We start from the raw sequence: 26543 nt of genomic DNA, 5'->3' as shown, positions 1-26543 counted from the left end.
GATGGAGTTCGATGTCGTCATCGTCGGCGCCGGCCCGGCCGGCCTTGCGGCGGCGATCCGGCTGAAGCAGATCGACCCGGAGATCTCCGTCGTGGTCCTGGAGAAGGGCGCCGAGGTCGGCGCCCACGTCCTGTCCGGCAACGTCCTGGATCCTTCCGCGCTGGATCGGCTGCTGCCGGAATGGCGAAAGGAGGAGACGCCGATCAAGCAGGCCGTCACCGAGGACCGCTTCTATCTCTACAGCGAAGGCGGATCGGCGCGTCTGCCGAACTTCGCGATGCCCAAGCTGATGTCGAACCACGGCAACTTCATCGTCTCTCTCGGCCTCGTCTGCAAATGGATGGCGGAAAAGGCGGAGGCCCTCGGCGTCGAGATCTATCCGGGCTTTGCGGCGTCGGAACTGCTCTTCGACGACGACAACACGGTCATCGGGGTGGCGACGGGCGACATGGGCGTCGGCCGTTCGGGCGAGCCGGGGCCGATGTATCAGCGCGGCATGGCGCTGCTCGGCAAATACGTCTTTCTGGGCGAGGGCGTGCGCGGCTCTCTCGCCAAGCAGGCGATCGCAGCCTACGGCCTAGATCAGGGCCGCGAGCCCGGCAAATTCGGCCTCGGCATCAAGGAGCTGTGGGAGATCGATCCGGAAAAGTCCAAGCCCGGACGGATCGAACACTCCTTCGGCTGGCCGCTCGGCGACAAGACCGGCGGCGGCTCGTTCCTCTACCACCTCGGCGAAAACCAGGTCTATGTCGGCTTCGTCGTCCATCTGAACTACAAGAACCCCTATCTCTCGCCCTTCGAGGAATTCCAGCGCTTCAAGACCCATCCGGACGTCGCCGAGCTCCTGAGGGGCGGCAAGCGCATCGCCTATGGCGCGCGGGCGATCACCGAGGGCGGCTACCAGTCGGTTCCCAAGCTGGTGTTTCCGGGCGGCGCGCTCCTCGGCTGTTCGGCCGGCTTCGTCAACGTGCCGCGCATCAAGGGCGTCCACAATGCCATGACGTCGGGAATGCTGGCGGCCGAAAAGGCGGCGGAGGCACTGAAGGCCGGCCGCTCGCACGACCGGCTCGCGGCCTATGAAGAGGAATGGCGCTCGTCGCCGATCGGAAAGGACCTGAAGCCGGTCCGCAACGTCAAGCCGCTGTGGTCGAAATACGGGACCAGGCTCGGCATCATGCTCGGCGGCCTCGACATGTGGACGAATTCGCTCTTCGGCTTTTCGTTCTTTGGCACTCAAAGCCACGGCAAGCCGGATTACGCCTGTCTCGAGCCGGCCGATCAGCACAAGCCGATCGCCTATCCCAAGCCGGATGGCGAACTCACCTTCGACAAGGTCTCCTCGGTCTATCTGTCCAACACCAATCACGAGGAGGACCAGCCGGTCCATCTCCAGGTGAAGGACCCGGCGCTGCAGAAGTCGTCCGAGCTCGGCGTCTATGCCGGCCCGTCCCAGCGCTACTGCCCGGCCGGCGTCTACGAGTGGGTGAAGGAGGGGGACGAGGACAAGTTCGTGATCAACGCCCAGAACTGCGTCCACTGCAAGACCTGCGACATCAAGGACCCGAACCAGAACATCAACTGGGTGCCGCCGCAGGGCGGCGAGGGGCCGGTCTACGAGGTGATGTGAGGGGTTTTTGCCTCGATCAGCCTTGCCGGCATCCGGCTGCGTGACCATCTGATGGCCCGTGGCAGGCTTTACCCTATGTTCATGATTTTTCGCCTCGCGAGGGGCTTGTGAATCGATAGCAAGGCCGCTAGAAGACACCAACCAATGGAAACGGCGCGTGGGGTGTATTCCACTCTTCACGCGCTTTAGCCGTGAGCAGTCGATGGCCAAGACCAATCCCTTCAAATTTCTGGAGCAGGTTCGTTCCGAGACCTCGAAGGTGACCTGGCCCACCCGGCGCGAGACGATGATCTCGACGGCCATGGTCTTCGTCATGGTCGCTTTCGCGGCGGCATTCTTTTTCATCGCAGATCAGGCGCTCGGCTATGCTGTAGGTCTGATCATGAATGCGGGCGCTTGACGCGAGCCGCAGGAGACATCGAAGCTTTCATGACCGTCCGCTGGTACATCGTCCACGCATACTCGAACTTCGAGAAGAAGGTGGCCGAATCCATCGAGGAGCAGGCCCGTCAGAAGGGGCTCTCCGACAAGTTCGAGAAGATCCTCGTGCCGACCGAGAAGGTTGTCGAGGTGCGTCGCGGCCGCAAGGTCGACGCCGAACGCAAGTTCTTTCCCGGCTATGTCCTCGTCAAGGCCGAGCTGACCGACCAGGTCTTCTCGCTGATCAAGAACACGCCGAAGGTGACGGGCTTTCTGGGGCCGGACAATCGTCCCGTGCCGATCTCCGAGGCCGAGGCGAACCACATCCTGAATCAGGTTCAGGACGGTGTCGAGCGGCCCAAGCCGACGATGTCCTTCGACATCGGCGAGAACGTGCGCGTTTCGGACGGGCCCTTCGCCTCGTTCAACGGCGTCGTTCAGGAAGTCGATCAGGAGCGGGCGCGCCTCAAGGTGGAAGTTTCGATCTTTGGCCGCGCAACGCCGGTCGATCTGGAATTCGGTCAGGTCGAAAAGACCTGATCGAAGGGCGGCGCTCGCTTCTTGCGGGCGCCATTGTCGTGCGGAAGGTGTGTTGGGCTTTTTTGAAGCCGGCCCATCCTTCGCCGTACCGCGCGGACTGCAAGGCGCCGGATGAGCTGATCTCTCCGGCATGACGAAAGAAGGCAGGAAAAATGGCTAAGAAAATCGTGGGCCAGCTGAAGCTGCAGGTCCCGGCCGGTTCGGCGACGCCGTCGCCGCCGATCGGTCCGGCGCTCGGTCAGCGTGGCATCAACATCATGGAATTCTGCAAGTCGTTCAACGCGCAGACCCAGGAGATGGAGAAGGGGCAGCCGATCCCCGTCGTCATCACCTACTATCAGGACAAGTCCTTCAACTTCGCGATGAAGACTCCGCCCGTGAGTTACTTCCTCAAGAAGGCCGTGAACCTGAAGTCGGGTTCCAAGACCCCCGGCAAGGCGTCCGCCGGCACGATCACCCGCGCCCAGCTGCGCGAGATCGCCGAGAAGAAGATGGTCGACCTCAACGCGAACGATCTCGACGCCGCCACGGCGATGATCGAGGGTTCGGCGCGTTCGATGGGTCTCGAGGTTGCGGAGTAAGAACGATGGCGAAAACCGGAAAGCGCATTCGCTCCGCCCGCGAGGGCATCGAGCGCACCAAGCTCTACTCGCTGAATGAAGCGATCGAGATGCTCAAGGGCAAGGCGAGCGTCAAGTTCGACGAGACCATCGAGGTCGCGATGAATCTCGGCGTCGATCCGCGCCACGCCGACCAGATGGTCCGCGGCGTCGTCAATCTGCCGAACGGCACCGGCCGCACCGTGCGCGTCGCCGTCTTCGCGCGTGGCGACAAGGCCGACGAGGCGAAGGCCGCAGGCGCCGATATCGTCGGTGCCGAGGAGCTCGTCGCCGAGGTCCAGGCCGGCAACATCAACTTCGATCGCGCCATCGCGACTCCCGACATGATGGGCCTCGTCGGTCGTCTCGGCAAGATCCTCGGCCCCCGCGGCCTGATGCCGAACCCGCGCGTCGGCACCGTGACGCCGGACGTCACCGGCGCCGTCAAGGCCTCGAAGGGCGGTGCCGTCGAGTTCCGCGTCGAGAAGGCCGGCATCGTTCATGCCGGCGTCGGCAAGCTCTCCTTCGGCGCCGATGCGATCGCCGAGAACGTGCGCGCCTTCGCCGATGCGGTGAACAAGGCGAAGCCGTCCGGCGCCAAGGGCAACTACGTCAAGCGCGTGGCGATGTCCTCGACCATGGGGCCGGGCGTCAAGATCGATCCGTCGTCTCTGGCGGTCGAGGCCTAGGCCCGATCTTACAATCGTGAGGCCGGCTTCCTATATCCGGTGCTTCACGAACGACGAATTCCGGGTCAATCCCGGGAATGGAAGGCCTTCCGGGGCCTTTCAAGCATGCCTGTCCGAGATTGTGGGCGACCGGTGATCTTCTTCAGACGCGGGTCATAATCGTCAGAAAGCCTGCATGAGACGAGCGAAGAACCGTTTTCCCGGCGTCATGCTGGATGCGGGTTCGAACTCTGAATGCCTTGCGCCGCCCGCGGGTTCCATCCGCAGGTCACGGGTAAGGGGACAGGATCTCCGAGCGTCGTCCGGATGATCCGGGCGGCAAAAGGCAACCGGCCGAAAGCCTCCGAAAGGAGACGATCGGCCAACTGGAGAGAGGCAGTGGACAGAGCGGAAAAGCGCGAATTCGTCACGACCCTCAACGAGACCTTCAAGGCCTCGTCGACCGTCGTGGTGGCCCACTATGCCGGACTCACCGTCGCGCAGATGAACGACTATCGTTCCAAGATGCGTGAAGCGGGCGGGTCCGTCAAAGTCGCGAAGAACCGTCTTGCCAAGATCGCTCTTCAAGGCACGGACGCCGAAGGCATCTCGAACCTGTTCGAGGGCCAGACGCTGATCGCTTATTCGAGCGATCCGGTCGCGGCGGCCAAGGTCACCAACGATTTCGCCAAGGCTAACGAGAAGCTCGTGATCCTCGGCGGAGCGATGGGGACCTCAACCCTCGATGCGGACGGTGTGAAGGCTCTCGCCACCATGCCGTCGCTGGACGAACTGCGGGCGAAGCTCGTCGGCATGATTCAGACGCCGGCCACGCGCATCGCCGGGGTGGTCCAGGCGCCTGCGGCACAGCTCGCACGCGTTTTCGGGGCCTATGCCAAGAAGGACGAGGCGGCCTGAGGCTGGTTCCTCGCTGCTCAAACCAAAGTTCGAACCTGAAGGAAATATAACATGGCTGATCTCGCCAAGATCGTTGAAGACCTGTCGAGCCTGACCGTCCTCGAGGCGGCTGAGCTTTCGAAGATGCTCGAAGAGAAGTGGGGCGTTTCCGCCGCTGCTCCCGTCGCCGTCGCTGCTGCCGGCGGTGCTGCGGGCGGTGAGGCCGCTGCTGCGGAAGAGCAGACCGAGTTCAACGTCATCCTCGCTTCTGCCGGCGCGCAGAAGATCAACGTCATCAAGGAAGTCCGCGCGCTCACGGGCCTTGGCCTCAAGGAAGCCAAGGACCTCGTCGACAACGCGCCGAAGCCTGTCAAGGAAGGCGTCGACAAGGCAGAGGCCGACAAGATCAAGGACCAGCTCGAGAAGGCTGGTGCGACGGTCGAAGTCAAGTAATCGCTGCGCTTCGGCGCAACGAACATCCGGTGGGCGGGGCGGTTTTTGCCGTCCCGCCTTCCGTGCCTGCTAGCCGGGGCAAGAAGATCCCGCTGGCCGGTGCCCGCGATTTGACGGGCGATCGTCCGGCTTTCGGGCGATGTCGAGAATGCGAGGGCGTATCTCCAAACGCCGCCGGTGCCGAGGCGGAGTTTGGTGATGCGGGCCGGGTAGCTCGGCAAGGATGTTAGCCCCGCTTCGGCGGGGTAGGGCGAGGTTCCCGCTTTCGGCGGAAACCGGCGTGTTCGCCGGCTCAAGGGCCGGAAACGGGCTTTTCGCCCATCGATCGATTTGCCGCTTTAGCGGCGGCGGCCCTCTCGGCGAGAGGGATAGCAGGGTCAGCCCTTGGGTCAAGGGCGAAGGCGTTACGAGAAGGAGCGACGATGTCCCAGACGACGACATTTTCCGGTCGCAGGCGGGTGCGCAAGGTCTTCGGGCACATTCCCGAAGTGGCACAGATGCCCAATCTCATCGAGGTCCAGAAGGCCTCCTACGATCAGTTTCTGATGGTGGACGAACCGGAGGGCGGCCGCGGCGACGAAGGTCTGCAGGCGGTCTTCAAGTCGGTCTTTCCGATTTCCGATTTTTCCGGCCAGGCGATGCTCGAATTCGTGAAGTACGAGTTCGAGGCGCCGAAGTTCGACGTCGACGAGTGCCGGCAGCGCGATCTCACCTTTGCCGCGCCGCTGAAGGTCACGTTGCGCCTCATCGTGTTCGATATCGACGAGGACACCCAGGCCAAGTCGATCAAGGACATCAAGGAGCAGGACGTCTACATGGGCGACATGCCGCTCATGACGATGAACGGCACCTTCATCGTCAACGGCACCGAGCGCGTCATCGTCTCGCAGATGCACCGTTCGCCCGGCGTCTTCTTCGATCACGACAAGGGCAAGTCGCACTCTTCCGGCAAGCTGCTCTTCGCCGCCCGCGTCATCCCCTATCGCGGCTCCTGGCTCGACATCGAGTTCGATGCCAAGGACGTCGTTCATGCGCGCATCGACCGCCGCCGCAAGATCCCGGTGACGTCGCTCCTGATGGCGCTCGGGATGGATGGCGAGGAAATTCTCTCGACCTTCTACAACGTGCTCGAGTTCAAGAAGGACAAGGCCGGCTGGCGCGTCCCGTTCTCGGTCGAGCGCGTGCGTGGCCAGAATGCGACCGTCGACCTCGTCGACGCCGACAGCGGTGAGGTGCTGGTCGAGGCCGGCAAGAAGGTCACCGCCCGCCAGGCCCGGCAGATGATGGAAAAGGGCGTCAAGGCCCTGCGCGCCACCGAAGAAGATCTCTACGGTTATTATCTGGCCGAAGACATCGTGAACTTCGCCACGGGCGAGGTGTATCTCGAGGCCGGTGACGAGCTCGACGAGAAGACCCTCAAGGTCCTCGACGATGCGGGTTATGAAGAGATCTCGGTCCTCGACATCGACCATGTCAATGTCGGCGCCTACATCCGCAATACGCTCGCCGTCGACAAGAACGAGGGCCGTCAGGACGCGCTGTTCGACATCTACCGCGTGATGCGCCCGGGCGAGCCGCCGACGATGGAAACCGCCGAGGCGATGTTCCACTCGCTGTTCTTCGATTCGGAGCGCTACGATCTTTCCGCGGTCGGCCGCGTCAAGATGAACATGCGTCTCGACGTCGACGCCGAGGATACCGTGCGCGTCCTGCGCAAGGAGGACATCCTCGCCGTCGTCAAGACGCTGGTGAACCTGCGCGATGGTCGCGGCGAGATCGACGACATCGACAATCTCGGCAACCGCCGCGTCCGCTCGGTCGGCGAGCTGATGGAGAACCAGTACCGCGTCGGCCTCCTGCGCATGGAGCGCGCGATCAAGGAGCGCATGTCCTCGGTCGAGGTCGACACGGTCATGCCGCAGGATCTGATCAACGCCAAGCCGGCGGCTGCCGCCGTGCGCGAGTTCTTCGGCTCCTCGCAGCTGTCGCAGTTCATGGATCAGACCAACCCCTTGTCCGAGATCACCCACAAGCGTCGTCTTTCGGCGCTTGGACCGGGCGGTCTGACCCGCGAGCGGGCCGGCTTTGAAGTCCGCGACGTGCATCCGACCCATTACGGCCGGATCTGCCCGATCGAGACGCCGGAAGGCCCGAATATCGGCCTGATCAACTCGCTGGCGACGTTTGCGCGCGTCAACAAGTACGGCTTCATCGAGAGCCCGTACCGCAAGGTCGTCGACGGCAAGGTGACCAGCGAGGTCGTCTATCTGTCGGCCATGGAAGAGTCCAAGCACCACGTCGCCCAGGCGAACGCGGTCCTCAACGACGACATGACCTTCCAGAACGAGTTCGTCGTCTGCCGTCATTCGGGCGACGTCTTCATGACGCCGCGCGACAACGTCGATCTGATGGACGTTTCGCCCAAGCAGCTCGTCTCCGTCGCCGCGGCGCTCATTCCGTTCCTCGAGAACGATGACGCCAACCGCGCGCTGATGGGCTCGAACATGCAGCGTCAGGCCGTGCCGCTGGTGCGGGCCGAGGCGCCGTTCGTCGGCACCGGCATGGAGCCGGTCGTCGCAAGGGACTCCGGCGCCGCGATCGGCGCCCGGCGGACCGGTATCGTCGATCAGGTCGATGCGACGCGTATCGTCATCCGTGCGACGGAAGATCTCGAGGCCGGCAGGTCCGGCGTCGACATCTACCGGCTGATGAAGTTCCAGCGCTCCAACCAGAACACCTGCATCAACCAGCGTCCGCTGGTCGCGGTGGGTGACCGGGTGAACAAGGGCGACATCATCGCCGACGGCCCGTCGACCGACCTCGGCGATCTGGCGCTCGGCCGCAACGTGCTCGTCGCCTTCATGCCGTGGAACGGCTACAACTACGAGGATTCGATCCTCCTGTCGGAGCGCATCGTCGCCGACGACGTCTTCACCTCGATCCATATCGAGGAGTTCGAGGTCATGGCGCGCGACACCAAGCTTGGACCGGAAGAGATCACGCGCGACATTCCGAACGTGTCGGAAGAGGCGTTGAAGAACCTCGACGAGGCCGGCATCGTTTATATCGGTGCCGAGGTCCAGCCGGGCGACATCCTGGTCGGCAAGATCACGCCGAAGGGCGAAAGCCCGATGACGCCGGAGGAAAAGCTCCTGCGCGCCATCTTCGGCGAGAAGGCGTCCGACGTCCGCGATACGTCGAGCCGGATGCCTCCGGGAGCCTACGGCACGGTCGTCGAGGTGCGCGTGTTCAATCGGCACGGCGTCGAGAAGGACGAGCGCGCCATGGCGATCGAGCGCGAGGAGATCGAGCGTCTCGCCAAGGATCGCGACGACGAGCAGGCGATCCTCGACCGCAACGTCTATGGGCGTCTCGTCGAGATGCTCGACGGCAAGGCCGCGATCGCGGGTCCGAAGAACTTCCGCAAGGGCTCGGTCCTTTCGCCCGATGCCATGGCCGAGTTCTCGCGCTCGCAGTGGTGGATGTTCGCCGTCGAGGACGAGAAGCTCCAGGCCGAACTCGAGGATCTGCGCAACGTCTATGACGAGGCGAAGAAGACGCTCGAGCAGCGCTTCATGGACAAGGTCGAGAAGGTCCAGCGCGGTGACGAGCTGCCGCCCGGCGTCATGAAGCAGGTCAAGGTCTTCGTCGCGGTCAAGCGCAAGATCCAGCCCGGCGACAAGATGGCCGGCCGTCACGGCAACAAGGGCGTCGTCTCGCGGATCGTGCCGGTTGAGGACATGCCATTCACCGAGGACGGCACCCATGTCGACATCGTGCTCAACCCTCTCGGCGTGCCGAGCCGGATGAATGTCGGGCAGATCCTCGAGACGCATCTCGGCTGGGCCTGCTCCGGCATGGGCAAGAAGATCGGCGAGATGATCGAGGTCTACAAGCAGAACCACGATGTCGCCCCGATCCGGGACGAGATCGCCGGCCTGCTCGGCGACAACGACCGCAACGAGCCGGTGAAGTCCTATGACGACGACAGCGTCCTGACGCTCGCCAAGCAGATGACCAAGGGCGTGTCCATCGCGACCCCGGTCTTTGACGGGGCGAACGAGAAGGATATCGTCGAGTGGCTCGAAAAGGCCGGGCTGAACGGCTCTGGCCAGGTGACACTCTATGACGGGCGTACCGGCGAATCGTTCGACCGCCAGGTGACAGTCGGCTATATCTACATGCTGAAGCTGCACCACCTGGTGGACGACAAGATCCATGCCCGTTCGATCGGCCCGTACTCGCTGGTCACCCAGCAGCCGCTCGGTGGCAAGGCGCAGTTCGGCGGACAGCGCTTCGGCGAGATGGAGGTCTGGGCCCTGGAGGCATATGGCGCCGCCTACACCCTGCAGGAGATGCTCACGGTGAAGTCGGACGACGTCGCCGGCAGAACCAAGGTGTACGAGTCGATCGTGCGCGGAGACGATGCCTTCGAATCGGGCATTCCGGAGAGCTTCAACGTTCTCGTCAAGGAAATGCGCTCGCTTGGCCTCGACGTCGACCTGCAGAACACCACGGCCGAACTGCCGGCGCCGTCCGGCGGCGCGGAACTGCCGGACGCGGCGGAGTAAGCGCGAAAGCAAAGTTCGGAGGGCGTCATGGCATTGATCATGGGATCATTGTACGACGCCCTCCGCTCGGCAAATGTCGATGACGAGAGGGCTCGAAAGGCCGCGGAAGAAGTCGCGGATTTTCACAAACAGATCGCCGATGTCCGGACGGATCTCGGCATCATGAAGTGGATGCTCGGATTTCTGCTTGCCGCAAATGTCGGCATCATTCTGTTGCTGGTTCGTCTGGTCAGTTGAATTCTTGCCCGGATCGCGGGCGATCCGATCGGCAAATATGAAGCGCTCGCAGGCGCTTCACCAAAACGTTCTTCATGCATCGCTCAGCGATGCCTCAGGGGCCCGAGGCCTCAAAAGGAGAAAGCCATGAACCAAGAGGTCATGAACATCTTCAACCCGCAGGCAGCGGCGCAGACGTTCGACTCGATCCGGATCTCGCTGGCGAGCCCGGAAAAGATCCTCTCCTGGTCCTTCGGCGAGATCAAGAAGCCGGAAACCATCAACTACCGCACCTTCAAGCCGGAGCGCGACGGCCTGTTCTGCGCCCGCATCTTCGGCCCGATCAAGGACTACGAGTGCTTGTGCGGCAAGTACAAGCGGATGAAGTACAAGGGCATCATCTGCGAGAAGTGCGGCGTCGAGGTCACCCTCTCGCGCGTCCGGCGCGAGCGCATGGGCCATATCGAGCTCGCCGCGCCCGTCGCCCACATCTGGTTCCTGAAGTCGCTGCCGAGCCGCATCGGCACGCTGCTCGACATGACCCTGAAGGACATCGAGCGGGTTCTGTACTTCGAGAACTACATCGTCACCGAGCCGGGTCTCACCTCGCTGAAGGAGCATCAGCTCCTGTCCGAGGAAGAGTACATGATCGCCATCGACGAGTTCGGCGAGGATTCGTTCACGGCGCTGATCGGCGCCGAGGCGATCCAGGAACTGCTCGGCTCGATGGATCTGGAAAAGATCGCCGGCGATCTTCGTGAGGAGCTGGCGGCGACGACGTCGGAGCTCAAGACGAAGAAGCTGATGAAGCGGCTGAAGATCGTCGAGAACTTCCTGGAATCGGGCAATCGCCCGGAATGGATGATCATGACGGTCGTTCCGGTGATCCCGCCGGACCTGCGCCCGCTCGTCCCGCTGGACGGCGGCCGCTTCGCGACGTCCGACCTCAACGACCTCTACCGCCGCGTCATCAACCGCAACAACCGTCTGAAGCGGCTGATCGAGCTGCGTGCGCCGGGCATCATCATCCGCAACGAGAAGCGGATGCTGCAGGAGGCCGTCGACGCGCTGTTCGACAACGGTCGTCGTGGCCGCGTCATCACCGGCGCCAACAAGCGCCCGCTGAAGTCGCTGTCGGACATGCTGAAGGGCAAGCAGGGCCGCTTCCGCCAGAACCTCCTCGGCAAGCGCGTCGATTATTCCGGCCGTTCGGTCATCGTGACGGGTCCGGAACTGAAGCTGCATCAGTGCGGCCTGCCGAAGAAGATGGCGCTGGAGCTGTTCAAGCCGTTCATCTATGCGCGGCTCGACGCCAAGGGCTATTCGTCCACCGTCAAGCAGGCCAAGAAGCTGGTCGAAAAGGAGCGTCCGGAAGTCTGGGACATCCTCGACGAGGTGATCCGCGAGCATCCGGTGCTGCTCAACCGCGCGCCGACGCTGCACCGTCTCGGCATCCAGGCCTTCGAGCCGGTGCTGATCGAGGGCAAGGCGATCCAGCTGCATCCGCTGGTCTGCACGGCCTTCAACGCCGACTTCGACGGTGACCAGATGGCGGTGCACGTGCCGCTGTCCATCGAGGCGCAGCTCGAAGCCCGCGTCCTGATGATGTCCACCAACAACATCCTGCATCCCGCCAACGGTCAGCCTATCATCGTGCCGTCGCAGGATATGGTGCTCGGCCTCTACTACCTGTCGATCATGAACGAGAACGAGCCGGGCGAGGGCATGGCCTTCTCCGACATGGGCGAGCTCGACCATGCGCTGGTGTCGAAGTCGGTCACGCTGCATTCGAAGGTTCGCGGCCGCTTCAAGACCGTCGACGCCGAGGGCAACCCGGTCTCGGCGATCCACGAGACGACGCCGGGCCGGATGATGATCGGCGAGCTTCTGCCGAAGAACCACATGATCCCCTTCGACATCTGCAACCAGCTGATGACGAAAAAGAACATCTCCAAGATGATCGACACGGTGTATCGCCACTGCGGTCAGAAGGAGACGGTCATCTTCTGCGACCGGATCATGCAGCTCGGCTTCCGCAATGCCTGCACCGCCGGCATTTCCTTCGGCAAGGACGACATGGTCATTCCGGAGTCCAAGGCCAAGCTGATCGGCGAGACCCAGGCGCTCGCGAAGGAATACGAGCAGCAGTACAATGACGGCCTGATCACCCAGGGCGAGAAGTACAACAAGGTGGTCGATGCCTGGGCCAAGTGCACGGACAAGATCGCCGAGCACATGATGGAGCGCATCAAGGCGGTCGAGTTCGACGAGAACAAGCGGCAGAAGCCGATGAACTCGATCTACATGATGTCCCACTCCGGTGCCCGTGGCTCGCCCACCCAGATGCGCCAGCTCGCGGCGATGCGCGGCCTGATGACCAAGCCTTCGGGCGAGATCATCGAGACGCCGATCATCTCCAACTTCAAGGAAGGCCTGACCGTGCTCGAGTACTTCAACTCGACCCACGGCGCCCGCAAGGGTCTGGCAGACACCGCCTTGAAGACCGCGAACTCGGGCTACCTGACCCGCCGCCTCGTCGACGTCGCGCAGGACTGCATCATCACGCAGACCGATTGTGGCACCGAAAAGGGCCTGACGATGCAGCCGATCGTCGACGCCGGACAGGTCGTCGCCTCGATCGGTCAGCGCATCCTCGGACGCACGGCTCTGGACGACATCGTCCATCCGCTCACCGGTGAGGTCATCGTCAAGGGTGGCGTCACCATCGAGGAGCCCGATGTCGAGATCATCGAGAAGGCAGGCGTCCAGTCGGTGAAGATCCGCTCGGCGCTGACCTGCGAGATCCGAACCGGCATCTGCGCCACCTGCTACGGGCGCGATCTCGCCCGCGGCACGCCCGTCAACATGGGCGAGGCCGTCGGTGTCATCGCGGCGCAGTCGATCGGCGAGCCGGGCACCCAGCTCACCATGCGCACCTTCCACATGGGCGGCACGGCGCAGGTCGTCGATAGCTCGTTCCTCGAGGCCTCCTACGAGGGCACGGTGAAGATCCGCAACCGCAACGTCGTCCGGGATTCGGACGGCAAGCTGGTGGCGATGGGCCGCAACATGGCGATCCTGATCATGGATCAAAGTGGCAAGGAGCGCGCGTCGCACCGCGTCACCTACGGTTCGCGCGTCTATGTCGACGATGGCGACGCCGTGCGGCGCGGCCAGCGTATCGCCGAGTGGGATCCCTACACCCGTCCGGTGCTGACCGAGCTCGAGGGCACGGTCGACTACGAGGACATGGTCGACGGTATCTCCGTCTCGGAGCAGGCCGACGAGGCGACCGGCATCACCAAGCGTGCGGTCATCGACTGGCGGGCGAGCCCGCGTGGCACGGATCTGAAGCCAGCCATCGTCATCAAGGGCGACAATGGCGAGATCCTCAAGCTCGCCCGTGGCTCGGACGCCCGCTACTTCCAGTCGGTCGACGCGATCCTGTCGGTCGAGCCGGGCCAGCGGGTGCAGGCCGGCGACGTCCTTTCGCGTATTCCGATGGAAAGCGCGAAGACCAAGGACATCACCGGCGGTCTGCCGCGGGTTGCCGAACTGTTCGAGGCGAGAAAGCCGAAGGACAACGCCGTCATCGCCGAGATCGACGGTACGGTGAAGTTCGGACGCGACTACAAGAACAAGCGCCGCATCGTCATCGAGCCGCATGAGGATGGCGTCGAGCCGGTCGAATACCTGATCCCGAAGGGCAAGCCCTTCCACCTTCAGGAAGGCGACGTGATCGAGAAGGGCGACTACATCCTCGACGGCAATCCGGCGCCGCACGACATTCTGGCCATTCGCGGCGTGGAGGCTCTGGCGAGCTACCTCGTCAACGAGATCCAGGAGGTCTACCGGTTGCAGGGCGTTCTGATCAACGACAAGCACATCGAGGTCATCGTCCGGCAGATGCTGCAGAAGGTCGAGATCGTCGAATCCGGCGACTCGGGTTATATCCCGGGCGACCATGTCGACCGGATCGAGCTTGCGGAGATCAACGAGCGTCTCGAGGACGACGGCAAGAAGCCGGCTTCCGGCAATCCGGTTCTGCTCGGCATCACCAAGGCCTCGCTGCAGACGCCGTCCTTCATCTCGGCGGCATCCTTCCAGGAGACCACCCGCGTCCTCACCGAGGCGGCGGTCGCCGGCAAGATGGATACGCTGCAGGGCCTGAAGGAGAACGTCATCGTCGGTCGCCTCATCCCGGCCGGTACCGGCGGCATGATGACCCAGATGCGCCGCATCGCCGGGTCGCGCGACGACCTCATCCTGGAGGATCGCCGCAAGGCCTCGAATGTCGCGGAGACGGATCGCATGCTGACGGCGGTGGACGACGCTGCCGAGTAGTCCGCGGACGTTTCTGCTCTGAATTAGACAAGGGGCCGCTTCCGAAAGGGGGCGGCCCTTTGCTATGGGCGGCTAGTCTTCCGGAGGCTGGAGCTGTGCGCGCAATGGCTCGGCAGGCCCGCATGGTGAAAAGGGATGAGGGATGCCGGTGACGACGACACCTGAGACGGGGCCGAGTGGGATTGTCATGATCCACGGCCCGGACAAAGCCACGCTGCTCGCCCTCAACAACCTGCACGCCGCCGAGTTGTCACTCCTCGACGCGCCAGGCTTCGAGCGGCTTGTCGAGAGCGCGTTCCTGGCGCTTCAAACGGCCGACGCCACGGCCTTCCTCCTCGCCTTCGACGAGACCGCCGACTACGACAGCCCGAACTTCCTCTGGTTCAAGACACGCTACGCGCGTTTCGTCTATGTCGATCGGATCGTCGTGGCGGCGCGAGCCCGGGGGAGGGGACATGCACGCGCTCTTTACGATTCGGTCTTTGCGGCCGCCGAGTCGGCCGATGCCGGTCGAGTCGTCTGCGAAATCAACCTCGACCCTCCCAATCCGCAGTCGATCCGCTTCCACGAGGCGCTCGGTTTTACCCGAACCGGCAGCGCCGTCCTGCCAGGGGGCGCCAAGACGGTCGGATACTACGAGCGACCATGCTGATGCATGGCAGATAAGGCGTTTTCGGCCGTTTTCGGGCCGTAAAACGGGACTCCAGCGCTTGACGGGCCCAACCCGAACGTTTAGGTACGCCTCAACAAAGCCGATGTGAGACCGAATCTTCCTGTCGACGCCAAGTCCGGGAAACAGTCGCCTCAAACAAGGCTGCGTTCAACGAGACGTCATTCTCTGGTGCACGACCGTTCGCGGTCCTCTGCTTCTATCCGGGCCCTCCGCCAAGAAAGGCAGAGCGTTGCCCGGTTTCGCGCATGGCGAGGTCAGCCTCACTTTGCGTGGTGGCGTCGCGTTATGAACCTGGGACTGGAAGACTGTAGAGGAAGGTTGAATGCCGACCATCAACCAATTGATCCGGAAGCCACGGGTGCGCCCCACGGAGCGCAACACGGTCCCGGCACTTGAAGCGAACCCGCAGAAGCGCGGCGTTTGCACGCGTGTCTACACGACCACGCCGAAGAAGCCGAACTCGGCGCTTCGTAAGGTCGCCAAGGTGCGTCTCGTCAATGGCTACGAAGTCATCGGCTATATTCCGGGCGAGGGCCACAACCTTCAGGAGCACTCCGTGGTGATGATCCGCGGCGGTCGCGTGAAGGATCTTCCCGGTGTTCGCTATCACATCATCCGCGGCGTGCTCGATACGCAGGGCGTGAAGAACCGCAAGCAGCGGCGCTCGAAATACGGCGCCAAGCGTCCGAAGTAATCGACCCGCGATCAGTTGAAGAGACGATAGAATGTCCCGCCGCCACAGAGCCGAAAAGCGTGAGATCAACCCGGACCCGAAGTTCGGTGATCTCGTCGTGTCGAAGTTCATGAACGCCGTGATGTATGACGGCAAGAAGTCGATCGCCGAGCGCATTGTCTACGGCGCGTTCGACTCCGTGCATGAGAAGACCCGCCAGGATTCGGTGGCCGTCTTCCATCAGGCGCTCGAGAATATCGCGCCCCATGTGGAAGTCCGCTCCCGCCGTGTTGGTGGTGCGACCTATCAGGTCCCGGTCGATGTACGCCCCGAGCGCCGTCAGGCGCTGGCGATCCGTTGGCTGATCACGGCTGCTCGCAGCCGTAACGAAACGACGATGGTCGATCGCCTCTCCGGCGAGCTGATGGATGCTGCGAACAATCGCGGCTCGGCCGTCAAGAAGCGGGAAGACACGCACCGGATGGCGGAAGCCAACCGCGCCTTCTCGCACTACCGTTGGTAATTCTGGCTTCCATCTGAAAGGCGACGCCCGATGGCACGCGAATACAAGATCGAAGACTACCGCAATTTCGGCATCATGGCCCACATCGATGCGGGCAAGACGACGACGACCGAGCGGATTCTCTTCTATACCGGCAAGTCCCACAAGATCGGCGAAGTCCATGACGGCGCCGCGACGATGGACTGGATGGAGCAGGAGCAGGAGCGCGGAATCACGATCACGTCCGCTGCCACGACGACGTTCTGGCAGGGCCGTGACGGCAAGAAGCGCCGCTTCAACATCATCGACACGCCGGGCCACGTCGATTTCACCATCGAGGTCGAGCGCTCGCTTCGCGTCCTCGACGGCGCGATCGCTCTTCTCGACGCCAATGCCGGCGTCGAGCCGCAGACCGAGACTGTCTGGCGTCAGGCCGACAAGTACCAGGTCCCGCGGATGATCTTCGTCAACAAGATGGACAAGATCGGCGCCGACTTCTTTCGCTGCGTTGAGATGATCAAGTCGCGCCTCGGTGCCCGTCCGGTCGTGATCCAGCTGCCGATCGGCGCGGAGAGCGAGCTCAAGGGCGTCATCGACCTGATCGAGATGAAGGCGCTCGTCTGGCGCGACGAGAGCCTCGGCGCCCAGTGGGACATCCTCGAGATCCCCGAGGACATGAAGGCCCAGGCCGAAGAATATCGCGAGATGATGATCGAGGCAGCCGTCGAGGTCGACGAGCCGGCGATGGAGCGGTATCTCGAAGGCCAGATGCCGGACAATGACGAGATCCGCAAGCTGATCCGCAAGGGCACCTGCGACGTCTGGTTCACGCCGGTCCTGTGCGGTTCGGCCTTCAAGAACAAGGGCGTTCAGCCGCTGCTCGACGCCGTCGTCGACTTCCTGCCGTCGCCGGTCGAGGTCAAGCCGATCAAGGGTATCGATCCGAAGACCGAAGGCGAGATGGTTCGCAAGTCCTCGGACGACGAGCCGCTGTCGATGCTGGCCTTCAAGATCATGAACGATCCGTTCGTCGGCTCGCTCACCTTCGCTCGCATCTACTCCGGCGTTCTGACCAAGGGCTCCTCGCTCCAGAACACCGTCAAGGAGAAGAAAGAGCGCATCGGCCGCATGTTGCAGATGCACTCGAACTCCCGCGAAGACATCGAAGAGGCCTATGCCGGCGACATCGTCGCTCTGGCCGGCCTCAAGGACACGACCACGGGCGACACGCTGTGTGATCCGCTGAAGCCGGTCATTCTGGAGCGCATGGAATTCCCCGATCCGGTCATCGAGATCGCGATCGAGCCGAAGACCAAGGCCGACCAGGAAAAGATGGGTCTGGCCCTCAACCGTCTCGCCGCTGAGGATCCGTCCTTCCGCGTCAAGACCGACGAGGAAAGCGGTCAGACGATCATCGCCGGCATGGGCGAGCTTCACCTCGACATTCTCGTCGATCGCATGAAGCGCGAGTTCAAGGTCGAGGCGAATATCGGTGCACCGCAGGTCGCCTATCGCGAGACGATCACCCGCAAGGCCGACATCGACTATACGCACAAGAAGCAGACCGGTGGCACGGGCCAGTTCGCCCGGGTCAAGATGACCTTCGAGCCGGCCGAGATCGGCGCGGGCTTCTCCTTCGAGTCGAAGATCGTCGGCGGCGCGGTGCCGAAGGAATACATCCCGGGCGTCGAAAAGGGCGTCAAGTCGGTGATGGGTTCCGGTCCGCTCGCGGGCTTCCCGATGGTCGACATCAAGGCCGAGCTCACCGATGGCGCCTTCCACGACGTCGACTCCTCGGTTCTCGCCTTCGAGATCGCGGCACGAGCCGGTTTCCGCGAAGCCATCCAGAAGGCTGGTCCGCGGTTGCTCGAGCCGGTCATGAAGGTCGAGGTCATCACGCCCGAAGATTACGTCGGTGACGTGATCGGCGACCTGAACTCCCGCCGCGGTCAGATCCAGGGGACCGAACCCCGCGGTATCGCCCAGGCCGTCAATGCGATGGTGCCGCTGGCCAACATGTTTGGCTATGTGAACACCCTGCGCTCGATGTCTCAGGGCCGGGCGCAGTACACGATGATCTTCGATCACTACGAGCCGGTTCCGAACCAGGTCGCCGAAGAGATCCAGAAGAAATACGCATAAAGACCTTCGCGGTCGGACAAGTTCGGCTCCTTCGAGCCAAGACGAAATAGATGGAGTGGCACTATGGCCAAGAGCAAATTCGAGCGGAACAAGCCGCATGTGAACATCGGCACGATCGGACACGTCGATCACGGCAAGACGTCTTTGACGGCTGCGATCACGAAGTTCTTCGGCGAGTTCCGGGCCTATGACCAGATCGACGCGGCGCCCGAGGAGAAGGCGCGCGGCATCACGATCTCGACGGCGCACGTGGAATACGAGACGGAAGCCCGTCACTACGCCCATGTCGACTGCCCGGGCCATGCCGACTACGTGAAGAACATGATCACCGGCGCGGCCCAGATGGACGGCGCGATCCTGGTCTGCTCGGCCGCCGACGGCCCGATGCCGCAGACCCGCGAGCACATCCTGCTCGCCCGTCAGGTCGGCGTTCCGGCGATCGTCGTCTTCCTCAACAAGGTCGACCAGGTCGACGACGAGGAGCTTCTCGAGCTGGTCGAGCTCGAGGTTCGCGAGCTTCTGTCGTCCTACGAGTTCCCGGGCGACGACATTCCGATCATCAAGGGCTCGGCTCTCGCGGCCCTCGAAGACAGCAACAAGACCATCGGCGAGGATGCCGTCCGCGCGCTGATGAAGGAAGTCGACGCCTATATCCCGACGCCCGAGCGTCCGGTCGACCAGCCCTTCCTGATGCCGATCGAGGACGTGTTCTCGATCTCGGGCCGCGGCACGGTCGTCACCGGCCGCGTCGAGCGCGGCATCGTCAAGGTCGGCGAGGAAGTTGAGATCGTCGGCATCCGCGACACCCGCAAGACCACGGTCACGGGCGTCGAGATGTTCCGCAAGCTGCTCGACCAGGGCCAGGCCGGCGACAATATCGGCGCGCTGATCCGCGGCGTCGACCGCGAGGGCGTGGAGCGTGGCCAGGTGCTGTGCAAGCCGGGTTCGGTGAAGCCGCACACCAAGTTCAAGGCCGAGGCCTACATCCTGACCAAGGAAGAGGGCGGTCGCCACACCCCGTTCTTCACCAACTACCGCCCGCAGTTCTACTTCCGCACGACGGACGTGACCGGCGTTTGCACGCTGCCCGAGGGCACCGAGATGGTGATGCCGGGCGACAACGTGACCATGGACGTCACGCTGATCGTGCCGATCGCGATGGAAGAGCGCCTGCGCTTCGCCATCCGTGAAGGCGGCCGCACCGTCGGCGCCGGCATCGTCGCGGCGATCGTCGAGTAGTCGAGACCGCTTTGGCCGGCGCGGGTATCCCTCTGGATTGCCACGCGCCGGCCGGTTCGGCCCCTGCGACTGGGCCGGGCGGGAATGTCTCCCGCACTCGAATTGGCTGATGTGAAGAAAGACAAGCGCTCGGAAAAGGGCTGGCTTGCCGGTCGCTTCCGACAGAGGACAATAGAATATGAACGGCCAGAATATCCGCATCCGTCTGAAGGCGTTCGACCATCGGGTCCTCGACGCTTCGACGCGCGAGATCGTGTCGACGGCCAAGCGCACGGGCGCGAATGTGCGCGGACCGATTCCGCTGCCGACGCGCATCGAAAAGTTCACGGTCAACCGCTCGCCGCACATCGACAAGAAGTCGCGCGAGCAGTTCGAAATGCGTACCCATAAGCGGCTTCTCGACATCGTCGATCCGACGCCGCAGACGGTCGATGCGCTGATGAAGCTCGACCTCGCCGCCGGCGTTGATGTCGAGATCAAGCTCTGATTCGAGCACGGGAAGGATAGCGCCCCATGCGTTCAGGTGTGATTGCACAGAAGGTCGGCATGACCCGCGTCTACAACGACGCCGGCGAGCATGTTCCGGTCACCGTCCTGAAGGTCGAGAACCTGCAGGTCGTCGCCCAGCGGACCCGCGAGAAGAACGGTTACACCGCCGTTCAGCTCGGCGTCGGTCTCGCCAAGGTGAAGAATACGTCGAAGGCCATGCGCGGCGTTTTCGCCCAGGCCTCCGTCGAGCCGAAGCGCAAGCTCGTCGAGTTCCGCGTCACGGAAGACAATCTGATCGATATCGGTGCGGAAATCACCGCTGATCATTTCGTCCCGGGCCAGATCGTCGACGTGACGGGCACTTCGATCGGTAAGGGTTTTGCCGGTGCGATGAAGCGCCACAACTTCGGTGGTCTTCGCGCAACCCACGGCGTCTCCGTCTCGCACCGTTCGCACGGTTCGACCGGTCAGCGCCAGGATCCCGGCAAGGTCTTCAAGAACAAGAAGATGGCCGGTCACATGGGCCAGGTTCGGGTGACCACCCAGAACCTCCAGATCGTCCGTACCGATCCCGAAAAGGGTCTCATCCTCGTTCGCGGCGCCGTGCCGGGTTCGAAGGGTGGATGGATCGAGGTCCGCGACGCCGTGAAGGCTTCGCTGCCGGACAACGCGCCGAAGCCGGCCGCGCTCCGCCAGGCGGCGAACGATGCGGCTCCGGCCGAAGCGACCGCAGCCGAGGGGGCTGAGTAATGGATATCACGATCAAGAGCCTCGACGGGTCCGACGCCGGCAAGGTGACGCTGGCTGACGAGATCTTCGGCCTCGAGCCGCGCGAGGACATCCTGCAGCGCATGGTTCGCTGGCAGCTGGCCAAGCGCCAGCAGGGCACGCACGAGACCCTCGGCCGCGCCGAGATCGCGCGCACCGGTGCCAAGCTCTACCGCCAGAAGGGCACGGGCCGTGCCCGTCACGGTTCGGCGAGAGCCCCGCAGTTCCGCGGCGGCGGCAAGGCCCATGGGCCGACGACCCGCAGCCACGCCCACGATCTTCCCAAGAAGTTCCGGGCTCTGGCTCTGCGTCACGCCCTGTCGGCCAAGGCGAAGTCCGGCGGTCTGATCATCGTCGACGAGCTCAAGGCCGAAGAGGCCAAGACCAAGACGGCGGTCAAGCGTTTTGCCGATCTGGGTCTTGCCAATGCGCTGATCATCGACGGTGCCGAACTCGACGAGAACTTCTCGCGATCGGCCCGCAACATTCCGCACATCGACGTCCTGCCGGTTCAGGGCATCAATGTTTACGACATTCTGCGCCGGCAGACGCTGGTTCTGTCCAAGGCCGCAGTCGAGGCTCTCGAGGAGCGGTTCAAATGACGGATCTGCGCCATTACGACGTCATCACCTCGCCGGTGATCACCGAGAAGTCGACGTTCCTGTCGGAATCGAACCAGGTGGTGTTCAACGTTCCGGGCACCGCGACCAAGCCGCAGATCAAGGCGGCCGTCGAGGCTCTGTTCAGTGTCAAGGTCACCGCTGTGAACACCCTCGTCCGCAAGGGCAAGGTCAAGCGCTTCAAGGGCCGTATCGGCCGTCAGAGCGACCAGAAGAAAGCCGTCGTGACGTTGGCCGAAGGTCAGTCGATCGACGTCTCGACCGGACTCTGAGCGGGACCGGAGGAATAGGCACATGGCACTCAAGAATTTCAAGCCGAACACGCCGAGCCAGCGCCAGCTGGTCATCGTCGACCGTTCGGGCCTCTACAAGGGCAAGCCGGTCAAGCATCTGACCGAGGGCCTCACCCAGAAGGGTGGGCGCAACAACACCGGCCGCGTCACCGCCCGCTACCAGGGCGGTGGACACAAGCGCACCTATCGCGTTATCGACTTCAAGCGTCGCAAGCTGGATGTCGCCGCGACCGTGGAGCGGATCGAATATGATCCGAACCGCACGGCCTTCATCGCGTTGATCCGCTATGAGGACGGCGAGGTCGCCTACATCCTGGCGCCGCAGCGTCTGGCCGTGGGCGACCAGGTCATCGCCGGCAAGTCCGGCGTTGACGTCAAGCCGGGCAATGCGATGCCGCTGTCGGCTCTTCCCGTCGGCACCATCATCCACAATGTGGAGATGAAGCCGGAGAAGGGCGGCCAGATCGCACGTTCGGCCGGGTCTTATGCCCAGCTGGTCGGTCGCGATCAGGGCATGGCGATCCTGCGCCTGAACTCGGGCGAGCAGCGCCTCGTGTCGTCGTCGTGCTTCGCCACCGTTGGCGCCGTGTCGAACCCCGATCACGGCAACATCAATCTCGGCAAGGCGGGCCGCAATCGCTGGCTCGGCAAGCGGCCGCATGTTCGCGGCGTTGCGATGAACCCGGTCGATCACCCGCATGGCGGCGGTGAAGGCCGCACGTCCGGCGGTCGTCATCCGGTCACCCCGTGGGGCAAGCCGACCAAGGGCAAGCGCACGCGCCAGAACAAGGCGACCGACAAGTTCATCATGCGCTCGCGCCATCAGCGCAAGAAGTAAGGGAAACTTTCAATGGCACGTTCTGTCTGGAAGGGCCCGTTCGTCGATGGCTTTCTTCTCAAGAAGGCCGACAAGGCCCGTTCGAGCGGTCGTAACGACGTCATCAAGATCTGGACCCGGCGGTCGACCATTCTGCCGCAGTTCGTTGGTCTGACCTTCGGCGTCTACAACGGCTCCAAACACATTCCGGTCTCGGTGAACGAGGACATGGTCGGACACAAGTTCGGCGAGTTCGCTCCGACCCGTACCTATTACGGCCACGGCGCCGACAAGAAGGCGAAGAGGAAGTAACATGGGCAAGGCGAAGGCCGAGCGTCGGCTGGCGGATAACGAGGCGAGGGCAGTGGCCCGCTCGATCCGCGTCAGCCCGCAGAAACTGAATCTCGTGGCTCAGCTGATCCGCGGCAAGAAGGTCGACCGGGCACTCGCCGAGCTCACCTTCTCTCGCAAGCGGATTGCCGAGACGGTCAAGAAGACGCTGGAAAGCGCCATCGCGAACGCCGAGAACAATCACGATCTCGACGTCGACGCGCTCGTTGTCGCCGAGGCCTATGTCGGCAAGTCGATCACGATGAAGCGCTTCCATGCCCGTGGGCGTGGTCGTGCGAGCCGGGTCGAGAAGCCTTTCGCGCATCTGACGATCGTCGTGCGCGAGGCCGAGGAAATCGAGGAGGCCGCATAAGATGGGTCAGAAAATCAATCCGACCGGCTTTCGGCTCGGCATCAACCGCACCTGGGACTCGCGCTGGTTCGCGAACAAGGGTGAGTATGGCCAGCTCCTCCACGAGGATCTGGAGATCCGCCGGTTCCTGATGAACGAGCTGAAGCAGGCGGCGGTCTCCAAGATCGTCATCGAGCGTCCGCACAAGAAGTGCCGCATCACGATCCACTCGGCTCGCCCGGGCATCGTCATTGGCAAGAAGGGCGCCGACATCGAGAAGCTTCGCAAGAAGCTGTCCTCGATGACCAAGGCCGAGACGCACATCAACATCGTCGAGGTGCGCAAGCCTGAGATCGACGCGACGCTGGTCGCCCAGTCGATCGCCCAGCAGCTAGAGCGCCGCGTTGCGTTCCGCCGGGCGATGAAGCGGGCCGTCCAGTCGGCGATGCGCCTCGGCGCCGAAGGCATCCGCATCAATTGCGGCGGCCGTCTCGGCGGCGCGGAGATCGCCCGGACCGAATGGTACCGCGAAGGCCGGGTGCCGCTGCACACGCTGCGCGCCGACATCGACTACGGAACCGCCGAGGCGAAGACCGCCTATGGTATCTGCGGCGTCAAGGTCTGGATCTTCAAGGGCGAGATTCTCGAGCACGATCCGATGGCCGCCGAGCGCCGTCAGATCGAGGGCGATGCCCAGGGCGGCGGCGGGCGTCGTCGCGAGCACGCCTGAGCGCCAGATTTCGGAGTATAGAAGATGCTGCAACCAAAGCGTACGAAGTACCGGAAGGCGTTCAAGGGGCGCATTCACGGCACCGCCAAGGGTGGAACGGCGCTCAATTTCGGCGCCTTCGGCCTGAAGGCGCTGGAGCCCGACCGGGTCACGGCCCGTCAGATCGAGGCGGCCCGCCGCGCGATCACCCGTCAGATGAAGCGTCAGGGCCGGGTCTGGATCCGGATCTTCCCGGATCTCCCGGTGACGTCGAAGCCGACGGAAGTTCGCATGGGTAAGGGCAAGGGCTCGGTCGATTACTGGGCGGCCCGGGTTCATCCCGGCCGTGTGATGTTCGAGATCGACGGCGTGCCCGAGGATATCGCTCGCGAAGCGCTGCGCCTCGGCGCTGCCAAGCTGTCGGTGCGCACGCGCTTCATCCAGCGCATTGCGGAATAAGGAGAGTTTGACGTGAAAGCTTCCGACGTCAGGACGATGACCCAGGACGAACTCACCGACGAGCTCGCCAAGCTGAAGAAAGAGCAGTTCAACCTGCGTTTCCAGCGGGCCACGGGTCAACTCGAGAACACCGCGCGCGTGCGCCAGGTCCGTCGCGACATCGCACGGATCAAGACGATCGCGCGCGCCAAGGCGGAAACCGCCAAGGCCTAAAGGACCATAAAATGCCGAAACGCATCCTGCAGGGGACGGTGGTCTCCGACAAGAACGACAAGACGGTTGTGGTGCTGGTGGAGCGTCGCTTCGCCCATCCGCTTCTGAAGAAGACCGTGCGCCGCTCGAAGAAGTACAAGGCGCATGACGAGGCGAACGCTTACAAGGTCGGAGACATCGTCTCGATCGAGGAATCGCGTCCGATCTCGAAGGACAAGAGCTGGATCGTCGTTTCCAGCGCGTCTACGACGCAAGCAGCAAGTTGAACGAATTCGTCGGTTCGCCGCCCGTTGCGGCGCATCCGACGGCAAGCTTTTGAAGGCGGCCTGACATGATTCAGATGCAAACAAACCTCGACGTGGCGGATAATTCCGGTGCCCGTCGTGTCATGTGCATCAAGGTTCTGGGCGGCTCGAAGCGGAAGTACGCCTCGGTCGGCGACGTTATCGTCGTGTCCGTGAAGGAGGCGATCCCGCGCGGCCGCGTCAAGAAGGGCGATGTGATGAAGGCCGTGGTGGTTCGTACCGCCAAGGACATCCGTCGCGCAGACGGTTCGGTGATCCGGTTCGATTCGAACGCCGCCGTCCTGATCGACAACAAGAAAGAGCCGATCGGCACCCGTATCTTCGGACCGGTTCCCCGCGAGCTTCGCGGCAAGAACCACATGAAGATCGTGTCGCTCGCCCCTGAAGTTCTTTAAGAGGAGAGCGGACGATGCAGAAGATCCGCAAAGGCGACACGGTCGTCGTGCTCGCCGGCAAGGACAAGGGCCGGTCGGGTGAAGTCATCAAGATGATGCCGAAGGACGATCGCGCCCTGGTGCGTGGCGTCAACATGGTCAAGCGCCACCAGCGCCAGACCGCCTCGGCCGAGGCCGGCATCATTTCCAAGGAAGCACCGATTCACCTTTCCAACCTGGCGGTCGCAGACCCGAAGGACGGCAAGGCCACCCGGATCGGCTTCAAAACTCTCGAGGACGGCACCAAGGTGCGCGTCGCCAAGCGTTCGGGGGAAGAGATCAATGGCTGAAGCCGCCACCTACGAGCCGCGCCTGAAGCGCGTCTATCGCGAGGACGTCGTTCCGGCTTTGCAGGAAGAGTTCTCCTACGCGAACACCATGCAGATGCCGCGCCTCGAGAAGGTCGTCATCAACATGGGTGTCGGCGAGGCCACCGGCGATTCCAAGAAGCCGAGCGTTGCCGCCGAGGACCTTGCCAGGATCGCCGGCCAGAAGGCCGTGATCACCAAGGCCAGCAAGTCGATCGCGGGCTTCAAGGTCCGCGAGGGCATGCCGATCGGCTGCAAGGTCACGCTGCGTCGCGAGCGCATGTACGAATTCGTGGATCGTCTGATCCAGATCGCACTGCCCCGGGTTCGCGACTTCCGCGGCCTGAACCCAAAGAGCTTTGATGGCAATGGCAACTTCGCCATGGGCATCAAGGAGCACATCGTGTTCCCCGAGATCAACTACGACAAGGTCGATCAGATGTGGGGCATGGACATCATCGTTTGTACGACGGCCTCGACGGACGAGGAAGCGCGCGCCCTTCTCAAGGCGCTCAACTTCCCCTTCCGCACGAACTGACGCTTGTAACGGCAGACGAGTAAAGGACGATACAATGGCCAAGAAGGGCATGATCGAACAGAACAAGCACCGTCAGAAACTGGTGGCGAAATACGCCGCCAAGCGGGCTGCTCTGAAAGCGATCACCAAAAACGCCGACGCTCCGATGGAAGAGCGTTTCAAGGCGCAGCTGCAGCTCGCAGAGCTGCCGCGCAACGGTTCGAAGGTCCGCATCCGCAATCGCTGCGAAGTGACCGGTCGGCCGCGCGCCTACTATCGCAAGCTCAAGATGAGCCGCATCGCGCTCCGGGAACTTGGCAACAACGGCCAGATCCCCGGTATCGTCAAGTCGAGCTGGTAAGGAG

30 protein-coding genes are annotated in these 26543 nt (G+C 63.1%); all 30 read left to right on the top strand.

Features of this window, described 5'->3' with window-relative positions:
- Nucleotide 1 precedes the first annotated feature (1 nt).
- The gene (locus tag J6595_RS03995; protein ID WP_209593379.1) at nucleotides 2-1627 is read left to right on the top strand and encodes an electron transfer flavoprotein-ubiquinone oxidoreductase; all 1626 of its coding nucleotides are present in this window, start codon (nucleotides 2-4) and stop codon (nucleotides 1625-1627) included.
- Between the two features lie 202 nt (nucleotides 1628-1829).
- Nucleotides 1830-2027, top strand: coding sequence for a preprotein translocase subunit SecE (secE, locus tag J6595_RS03990; RefSeq protein ID WP_209593157.1), 198 nt, complete (start codon nucleotides 1830-1832; stop codon nucleotides 2025-2027).
- A 29-nt stretch (nucleotides 2028-2056) separates the two neighbouring features.
- Complete coding sequence (gene nusG, locus J6595_RS03985; protein ID WP_209593156.1) at nucleotides 2057-2587, top strand: transcription termination/antitermination protein NusG; 531 nt, start codon at nucleotides 2057-2059, stop codon at nucleotides 2585-2587.
- Nucleotides 2588-2739: 152 nt separating this feature from the next.
- Nucleotides 2740-3168, top strand: a complete 429-nt coding sequence (gene rplK, locus J6595_RS03980; protein ID WP_209593155.1) for a 50S ribosomal protein L11 — start codon at nucleotides 2740-2742, stop codon at nucleotides 3166-3168.
- A gap of 5 nt (nucleotides 3169-3173) precedes the next feature.
- Nucleotides 3174-3875 (top strand): 50S ribosomal protein L1, encoded by a 702-nt coding sequence (rplA, locus tag J6595_RS03975; RefSeq protein WP_209593154.1) that lies wholly within the window; start codon nucleotides 3174-3176, stop codon nucleotides 3873-3875.
- Nucleotides 3876-4253: 378 nt separating this feature from the next.
- Nucleotides 4254-4772: a 50S ribosomal protein L10 gene (gene rplJ / locus J6595_RS03970; protein WP_209593153.1), complete on the top strand. Its 519-nt coding sequence runs from the start codon at nucleotides 4254-4256 to the stop codon at nucleotides 4770-4772.
- A 51-nt stretch (nucleotides 4773-4823) separates the two neighbouring features.
- Complete coding sequence (gene rplL, locus J6595_RS03965; protein WP_209593152.1) at nucleotides 4824-5204, top strand: 50S ribosomal protein L7/L12; 381 nt, start codon at nucleotides 4824-4826, stop codon at nucleotides 5202-5204.
- 422 nt (nucleotides 5205-5626) lie between these two features.
- A complete protein-coding gene (gene rpoB / locus J6595_RS03960) occupies nucleotides 5627-9775 on the top strand; it encodes a DNA-directed RNA polymerase subunit beta (protein ID WP_209593151.1) in 4149 nt (1382 codons plus the stop codon).
- Between the two features lie 27 nt (nucleotides 9776-9802).
- Complete coding sequence (locus J6595_RS03955) at nucleotides 9803-10012, top strand: hypothetical protein (RefSeq protein ID WP_209593150.1); 210 nt, start codon at nucleotides 9803-9805, stop codon at nucleotides 10010-10012.
- A gap of 126 nt (nucleotides 10013-10138) precedes the next feature.
- Nucleotides 10139-14335, top strand: a complete 4197-nt coding sequence (gene rpoC / locus J6595_RS03950; RefSeq protein WP_209593149.1) for a DNA-directed RNA polymerase subunit beta' — start codon at nucleotides 10139-10141, stop codon at nucleotides 14333-14335.
- Between the two features lie 142 nt (nucleotides 14336-14477).
- The gene (locus J6595_RS03945; protein ID WP_425342118.1) at nucleotides 14478-14987 is read left to right on the top strand and encodes a GNAT family N-acetyltransferase; all 510 of its coding nucleotides are present in this window, start codon (nucleotides 14478-14480) and stop codon (nucleotides 14985-14987) included.
- 343 nt (nucleotides 14988-15330) lie between these two features.
- The gene (gene rpsL, locus J6595_RS03940) at nucleotides 15331-15702 is read left to right on the top strand and encodes a 30S ribosomal protein S12 (protein WP_084409349.1); all 372 of its coding nucleotides are present in this window, start codon (nucleotides 15331-15333) and stop codon (nucleotides 15700-15702) included.
- A 31-nt stretch (nucleotides 15703-15733) separates the two neighbouring features.
- Nucleotides 15734-16204, top strand: coding sequence for a 30S ribosomal protein S7 (rpsG, locus tag J6595_RS03935; protein WP_209593148.1), 471 nt, complete (start codon nucleotides 15734-15736; stop codon nucleotides 16202-16204).
- Nucleotides 16205-16234: 30 nt separating this feature from the next.
- Nucleotides 16235-18325, top strand: a complete 2091-nt coding sequence (gene fusA / locus J6595_RS03930) for an elongation factor G (protein ID WP_209593147.1) — start codon at nucleotides 16235-16237, stop codon at nucleotides 18323-18325.
- A gap of 63 nt (nucleotides 18326-18388) precedes the next feature.
- Entirely contained in the window at nucleotides 18389-19564 is a 1176-nt protein-coding gene (tuf, locus tag J6595_RS03925) for an elongation factor Tu (RefSeq protein WP_209593146.1), read from the top strand.
- Nucleotides 19565-19742: 178 nt separating this feature from the next.
- The gene (gene rpsJ, locus J6595_RS03920) at nucleotides 19743-20051 is read left to right on the top strand and encodes a 30S ribosomal protein S10 (protein WP_007066362.1); all 309 of its coding nucleotides are present in this window, start codon (nucleotides 19743-19745) and stop codon (nucleotides 20049-20051) included.
- 26 nt (nucleotides 20052-20077) lie between these two features.
- Nucleotides 20078-20803, top strand: coding sequence for a 50S ribosomal protein L3 (gene rplC / locus J6595_RS03915; RefSeq protein ID WP_209593145.1), 726 nt, complete (start codon nucleotides 20078-20080; stop codon nucleotides 20801-20803).
- Entirely contained in the window at nucleotides 20803-21423 is a 621-nt protein-coding gene (gene rplD, locus J6595_RS03910) for a 50S ribosomal protein L4 (protein ID WP_209593144.1), read from the top strand. The genes rplC and rplD overlap by 1 nt, the downstream gene beginning before the upstream one ends.
- On the top strand, nucleotides 21420-21713 hold the full coding sequence (locus J6595_RS03905) for a 50S ribosomal protein L23 (RefSeq protein WP_209593143.1): 294 nt from the start codon (nucleotides 21420-21422) through the stop codon (nucleotides 21711-21713). Before rplD ends, J6595_RS03905 begins: the two co-directional genes overlap by 4 nt.
- 22 nt (nucleotides 21714-21735) lie before the next feature.
- Nucleotides 21736-22572, top strand: coding sequence for a 50S ribosomal protein L2 (gene rplB / locus J6595_RS03900; protein WP_209593142.1), 837 nt, complete (start codon nucleotides 21736-21738; stop codon nucleotides 22570-22572).
- 12 nt (nucleotides 22573-22584) lie between these two features.
- Entirely contained in the window at nucleotides 22585-22863 is a 279-nt protein-coding gene (gene rpsS, locus J6595_RS03895) for a 30S ribosomal protein S19 (RefSeq protein ID WP_207352005.1), read from the top strand.
- Between the two features lies 1 nt (nucleotide 22864).
- Nucleotides 22865-23254, top strand: coding sequence for a 50S ribosomal protein L22 (gene rplV, locus J6595_RS03890; RefSeq protein ID WP_209593141.1), 390 nt, complete (start codon nucleotides 22865-22867; stop codon nucleotides 23252-23254).
- Nucleotide 23255: 1 nt separating this feature from the next.
- Nucleotides 23256-23963 carry a 30S ribosomal protein S3 gene (gene rpsC, locus J6595_RS03885; RefSeq protein WP_209593140.1) on the top strand — a complete coding sequence of 236 codons (708 nt, stop codon included), beginning with the start codon at nucleotides 23256-23258 and terminating at the stop codon, nucleotides 23961-23963.
- Between the two features lie 24 nt (nucleotides 23964-23987).
- Entirely contained in the window at nucleotides 23988-24401 is a 414-nt protein-coding gene (gene rplP, locus J6595_RS03880) for a 50S ribosomal protein L16 (protein WP_209593139.1), read from the top strand.
- Between the two features lie 12 nt (nucleotides 24402-24413).
- The gene (gene rpmC, locus J6595_RS03875) at nucleotides 24414-24614 is read left to right on the top strand and encodes a 50S ribosomal protein L29 (RefSeq protein ID WP_209593138.1); all 201 of its coding nucleotides are present in this window, start codon (nucleotides 24414-24416) and stop codon (nucleotides 24612-24614) included.
- 11 nt (nucleotides 24615-24625) lie between these two features.
- Complete coding sequence (gene rpsQ, locus J6595_RS03870) at nucleotides 24626-24880, top strand: 30S ribosomal protein S17 (RefSeq protein ID WP_209593137.1); 255 nt, start codon at nucleotides 24626-24628, stop codon at nucleotides 24878-24880.
- 65 nt (nucleotides 24881-24945) lie between these two features.
- Nucleotides 24946-25314 (top strand): 50S ribosomal protein L14, encoded by a 369-nt coding sequence (gene rplN, locus J6595_RS03865; protein WP_083594041.1) that lies wholly within the window; start codon nucleotides 24946-24948, stop codon nucleotides 25312-25314.
- Nucleotides 25315-25328: 14 nt separating this feature from the next.
- A complete protein-coding gene (gene rplX / locus J6595_RS03860; protein WP_209593136.1) occupies nucleotides 25329-25643 on the top strand; it encodes a 50S ribosomal protein L24 in 315 nt (104 codons plus the stop codon).
- Nucleotides 25636-26199 carry a 50S ribosomal protein L5 gene (gene rplE / locus J6595_RS03855; protein ID WP_209593135.1) on the top strand — a complete coding sequence of 188 codons (564 nt, stop codon included), beginning with the start codon at nucleotides 25636-25638 and terminating at the stop codon, nucleotides 26197-26199. Before rplX ends, rplE begins: the two co-directional genes overlap by 8 nt.
- A 34-nt stretch (nucleotides 26200-26233) precedes the next feature.
- Nucleotides 26234-26539 (top strand): 30S ribosomal protein S14, encoded by a 306-nt coding sequence (rpsN, locus tag J6595_RS03850; RefSeq protein WP_209593134.1) that lies wholly within the window; start codon nucleotides 26234-26236, stop codon nucleotides 26537-26539.
- Nucleotides 26540-26543 lie beyond the last annotated feature (4 nt).

This window comes from Jiella mangrovi (assembly GCF_017815135.1).
GTDB classification, from domain to species: Bacteria; Pseudomonadota; Alphaproteobacteria; order Rhizobiales; family Rhizobiaceae; genus Jiella; species Jiella mangrovi.
The sequence above is the reverse complement of the archived record's forward strand: the minus strand, read 5'-3'. Positions and strand labels throughout refer to the sequence as shown.

Excerpts from the sequence above, each read along its gene's own strand:
- fusA (WP_209593147.1), top strand. The coding sequence starts at position 16,235 with ATGGCACGCGAATACAAGATCGAAGACTACCGCAATTTCGGCATCATG.
- rplP (WP_209593139.1), top strand. The coding sequence starts at position 23,988 with ATGCTGCAACCAAAGCGTACGAAGTACCGGAAGGCGTTCAAGGGGCGC.
- rplE (WP_209593135.1), top strand. The coding sequence starts at position 25,636 with ATGGCTGAAGCCGCCACCTACGAGCCGCGCCTGAAGCGCGTCTATCGC.
- rplC (WP_209593145.1), top strand. The coding sequence starts at position 20,078 with ATGCGTTCAGGTGTGATTGCACAGAAGGTCGGCATGACCCGCGTCTAC.
- secE (WP_209593157.1), top strand. The coding sequence starts at position 1,830 with ATGGCCAAGACCAATCCCTTCAAATTTCTGGAGCAGGTTCGTTCCGAG.
- rplN (WP_083594041.1), top strand. The coding sequence starts at position 24,946 with ATGATTCAGATGCAAACAAACCTCGACGTGGCGGATAATTCCGGTGCC.
- J6595_RS03905 (WP_209593143.1), top strand. The coding sequence starts at position 21,420 with ATGACGGATCTGCGCCATTACGACGTCATCACCTCGCCGGTGATCACC.
- tuf (WP_209593146.1), top strand. The coding sequence starts at position 18,389 with ATGGCCAAGAGCAAATTCGAGCGGAACAAGCCGCATGTGAACATCGGC.
- rpsQ (WP_209593137.1), top strand. The coding sequence starts at position 24,626 with ATGCCGAAACGCATCCTGCAGGGGACGGTGGTCTCCGACAAGAACGAC.
- rpsG (WP_209593148.1), top strand. The coding sequence starts at position 15,734 with ATGTCCCGCCGCCACAGAGCCGAAAAGCGTGAGATCAACCCGGACCCG.
- rpoC (WP_209593149.1), top strand. The coding sequence starts at position 10,139 with ATGAACCAAGAGGTCATGAACATCTTCAACCCGCAGGCAGCGGCGCAG.
- nusG (WP_209593156.1), top strand. The coding sequence starts at position 2,057 with ATGACCGTCCGCTGGTACATCGTCCACGCATACTCGAACTTCGAGAAG.
- rplK (WP_209593155.1), top strand. The coding sequence starts at position 2,740 with ATGGCTAAGAAAATCGTGGGCCAGCTGAAGCTGCAGGTCCCGGCCGGT.
- rpsJ (WP_007066362.1), top strand. The coding sequence starts at position 19,743 with ATGAACGGCCAGAATATCCGCATCCGTCTGAAGGCGTTCGACCATCGG.
- J6595_RS03945 (WP_425342118.1), top strand. The coding sequence starts at position 14,478 with ATGCCGGTGACGACGACACCTGAGACGGGGCCGAGTGGGATTGTCATG.
- rplB (WP_209593142.1), top strand. The coding sequence starts at position 21,736 with ATGGCACTCAAGAATTTCAAGCCGAACACGCCGAGCCAGCGCCAGCTG.
- rplX (WP_209593136.1), top strand. The coding sequence starts at position 25,329 with ATGCAGAAGATCCGCAAAGGCGACACGGTCGTCGTGCTCGCCGGCAAG.
- rpsC (WP_209593140.1), top strand. The coding sequence starts at position 23,256 with ATGGGTCAGAAAATCAATCCGACCGGCTTTCGGCTCGGCATCAACCGC.
- rplV (WP_209593141.1), top strand. The coding sequence starts at position 22,865 with ATGGGCAAGGCGAAGGCCGAGCGTCGGCTGGCGGATAACGAGGCGAGG.
- rpoB (WP_209593151.1), top strand. The coding sequence starts at position 5,627 with ATGTCCCAGACGACGACATTTTCCGGTCGCAGGCGGGTGCGCAAGGTC.
- J6595_RS03955 (WP_209593150.1), top strand. The coding sequence starts at position 9,803 with ATGGCATTGATCATGGGATCATTGTACGACGCCCTCCGCTCGGCAAAT.
- rplD (WP_209593144.1), top strand. The coding sequence starts at position 20,803 with ATGGATATCACGATCAAGAGCCTCGACGGGTCCGACGCCGGCAAGGTG.
- rpsL (WP_084409349.1), top strand. The coding sequence starts at position 15,331 with ATGCCGACCATCAACCAATTGATCCGGAAGCCACGGGTGCGCCCCACG.
- rplL (WP_209593152.1), top strand. The coding sequence starts at position 4,824 with ATGGCTGATCTCGCCAAGATCGTTGAAGACCTGTCGAGCCTGACCGTC.
- J6595_RS03995 (WP_209593379.1), top strand. The coding sequence starts at position 2 with ATGGAGTTCGATGTCGTCATCGTCGGCGCCGGCCCGGCCGGCCTTGCG.
- rpsN (WP_209593134.1), top strand. The coding sequence starts at position 26,234 with ATGGCCAAGAAGGGCATGATCGAACAGAACAAGCACCGTCAGAAACTG.
- rplA (WP_209593154.1), top strand. The coding sequence starts at position 3,174 with ATGGCGAAAACCGGAAAGCGCATTCGCTCCGCCCGCGAGGGCATCGAG.
- rpsS (WP_207352005.1), top strand. The coding sequence starts at position 22,585 with ATGGCACGTTCTGTCTGGAAGGGCCCGTTCGTCGATGGCTTTCTTCTC.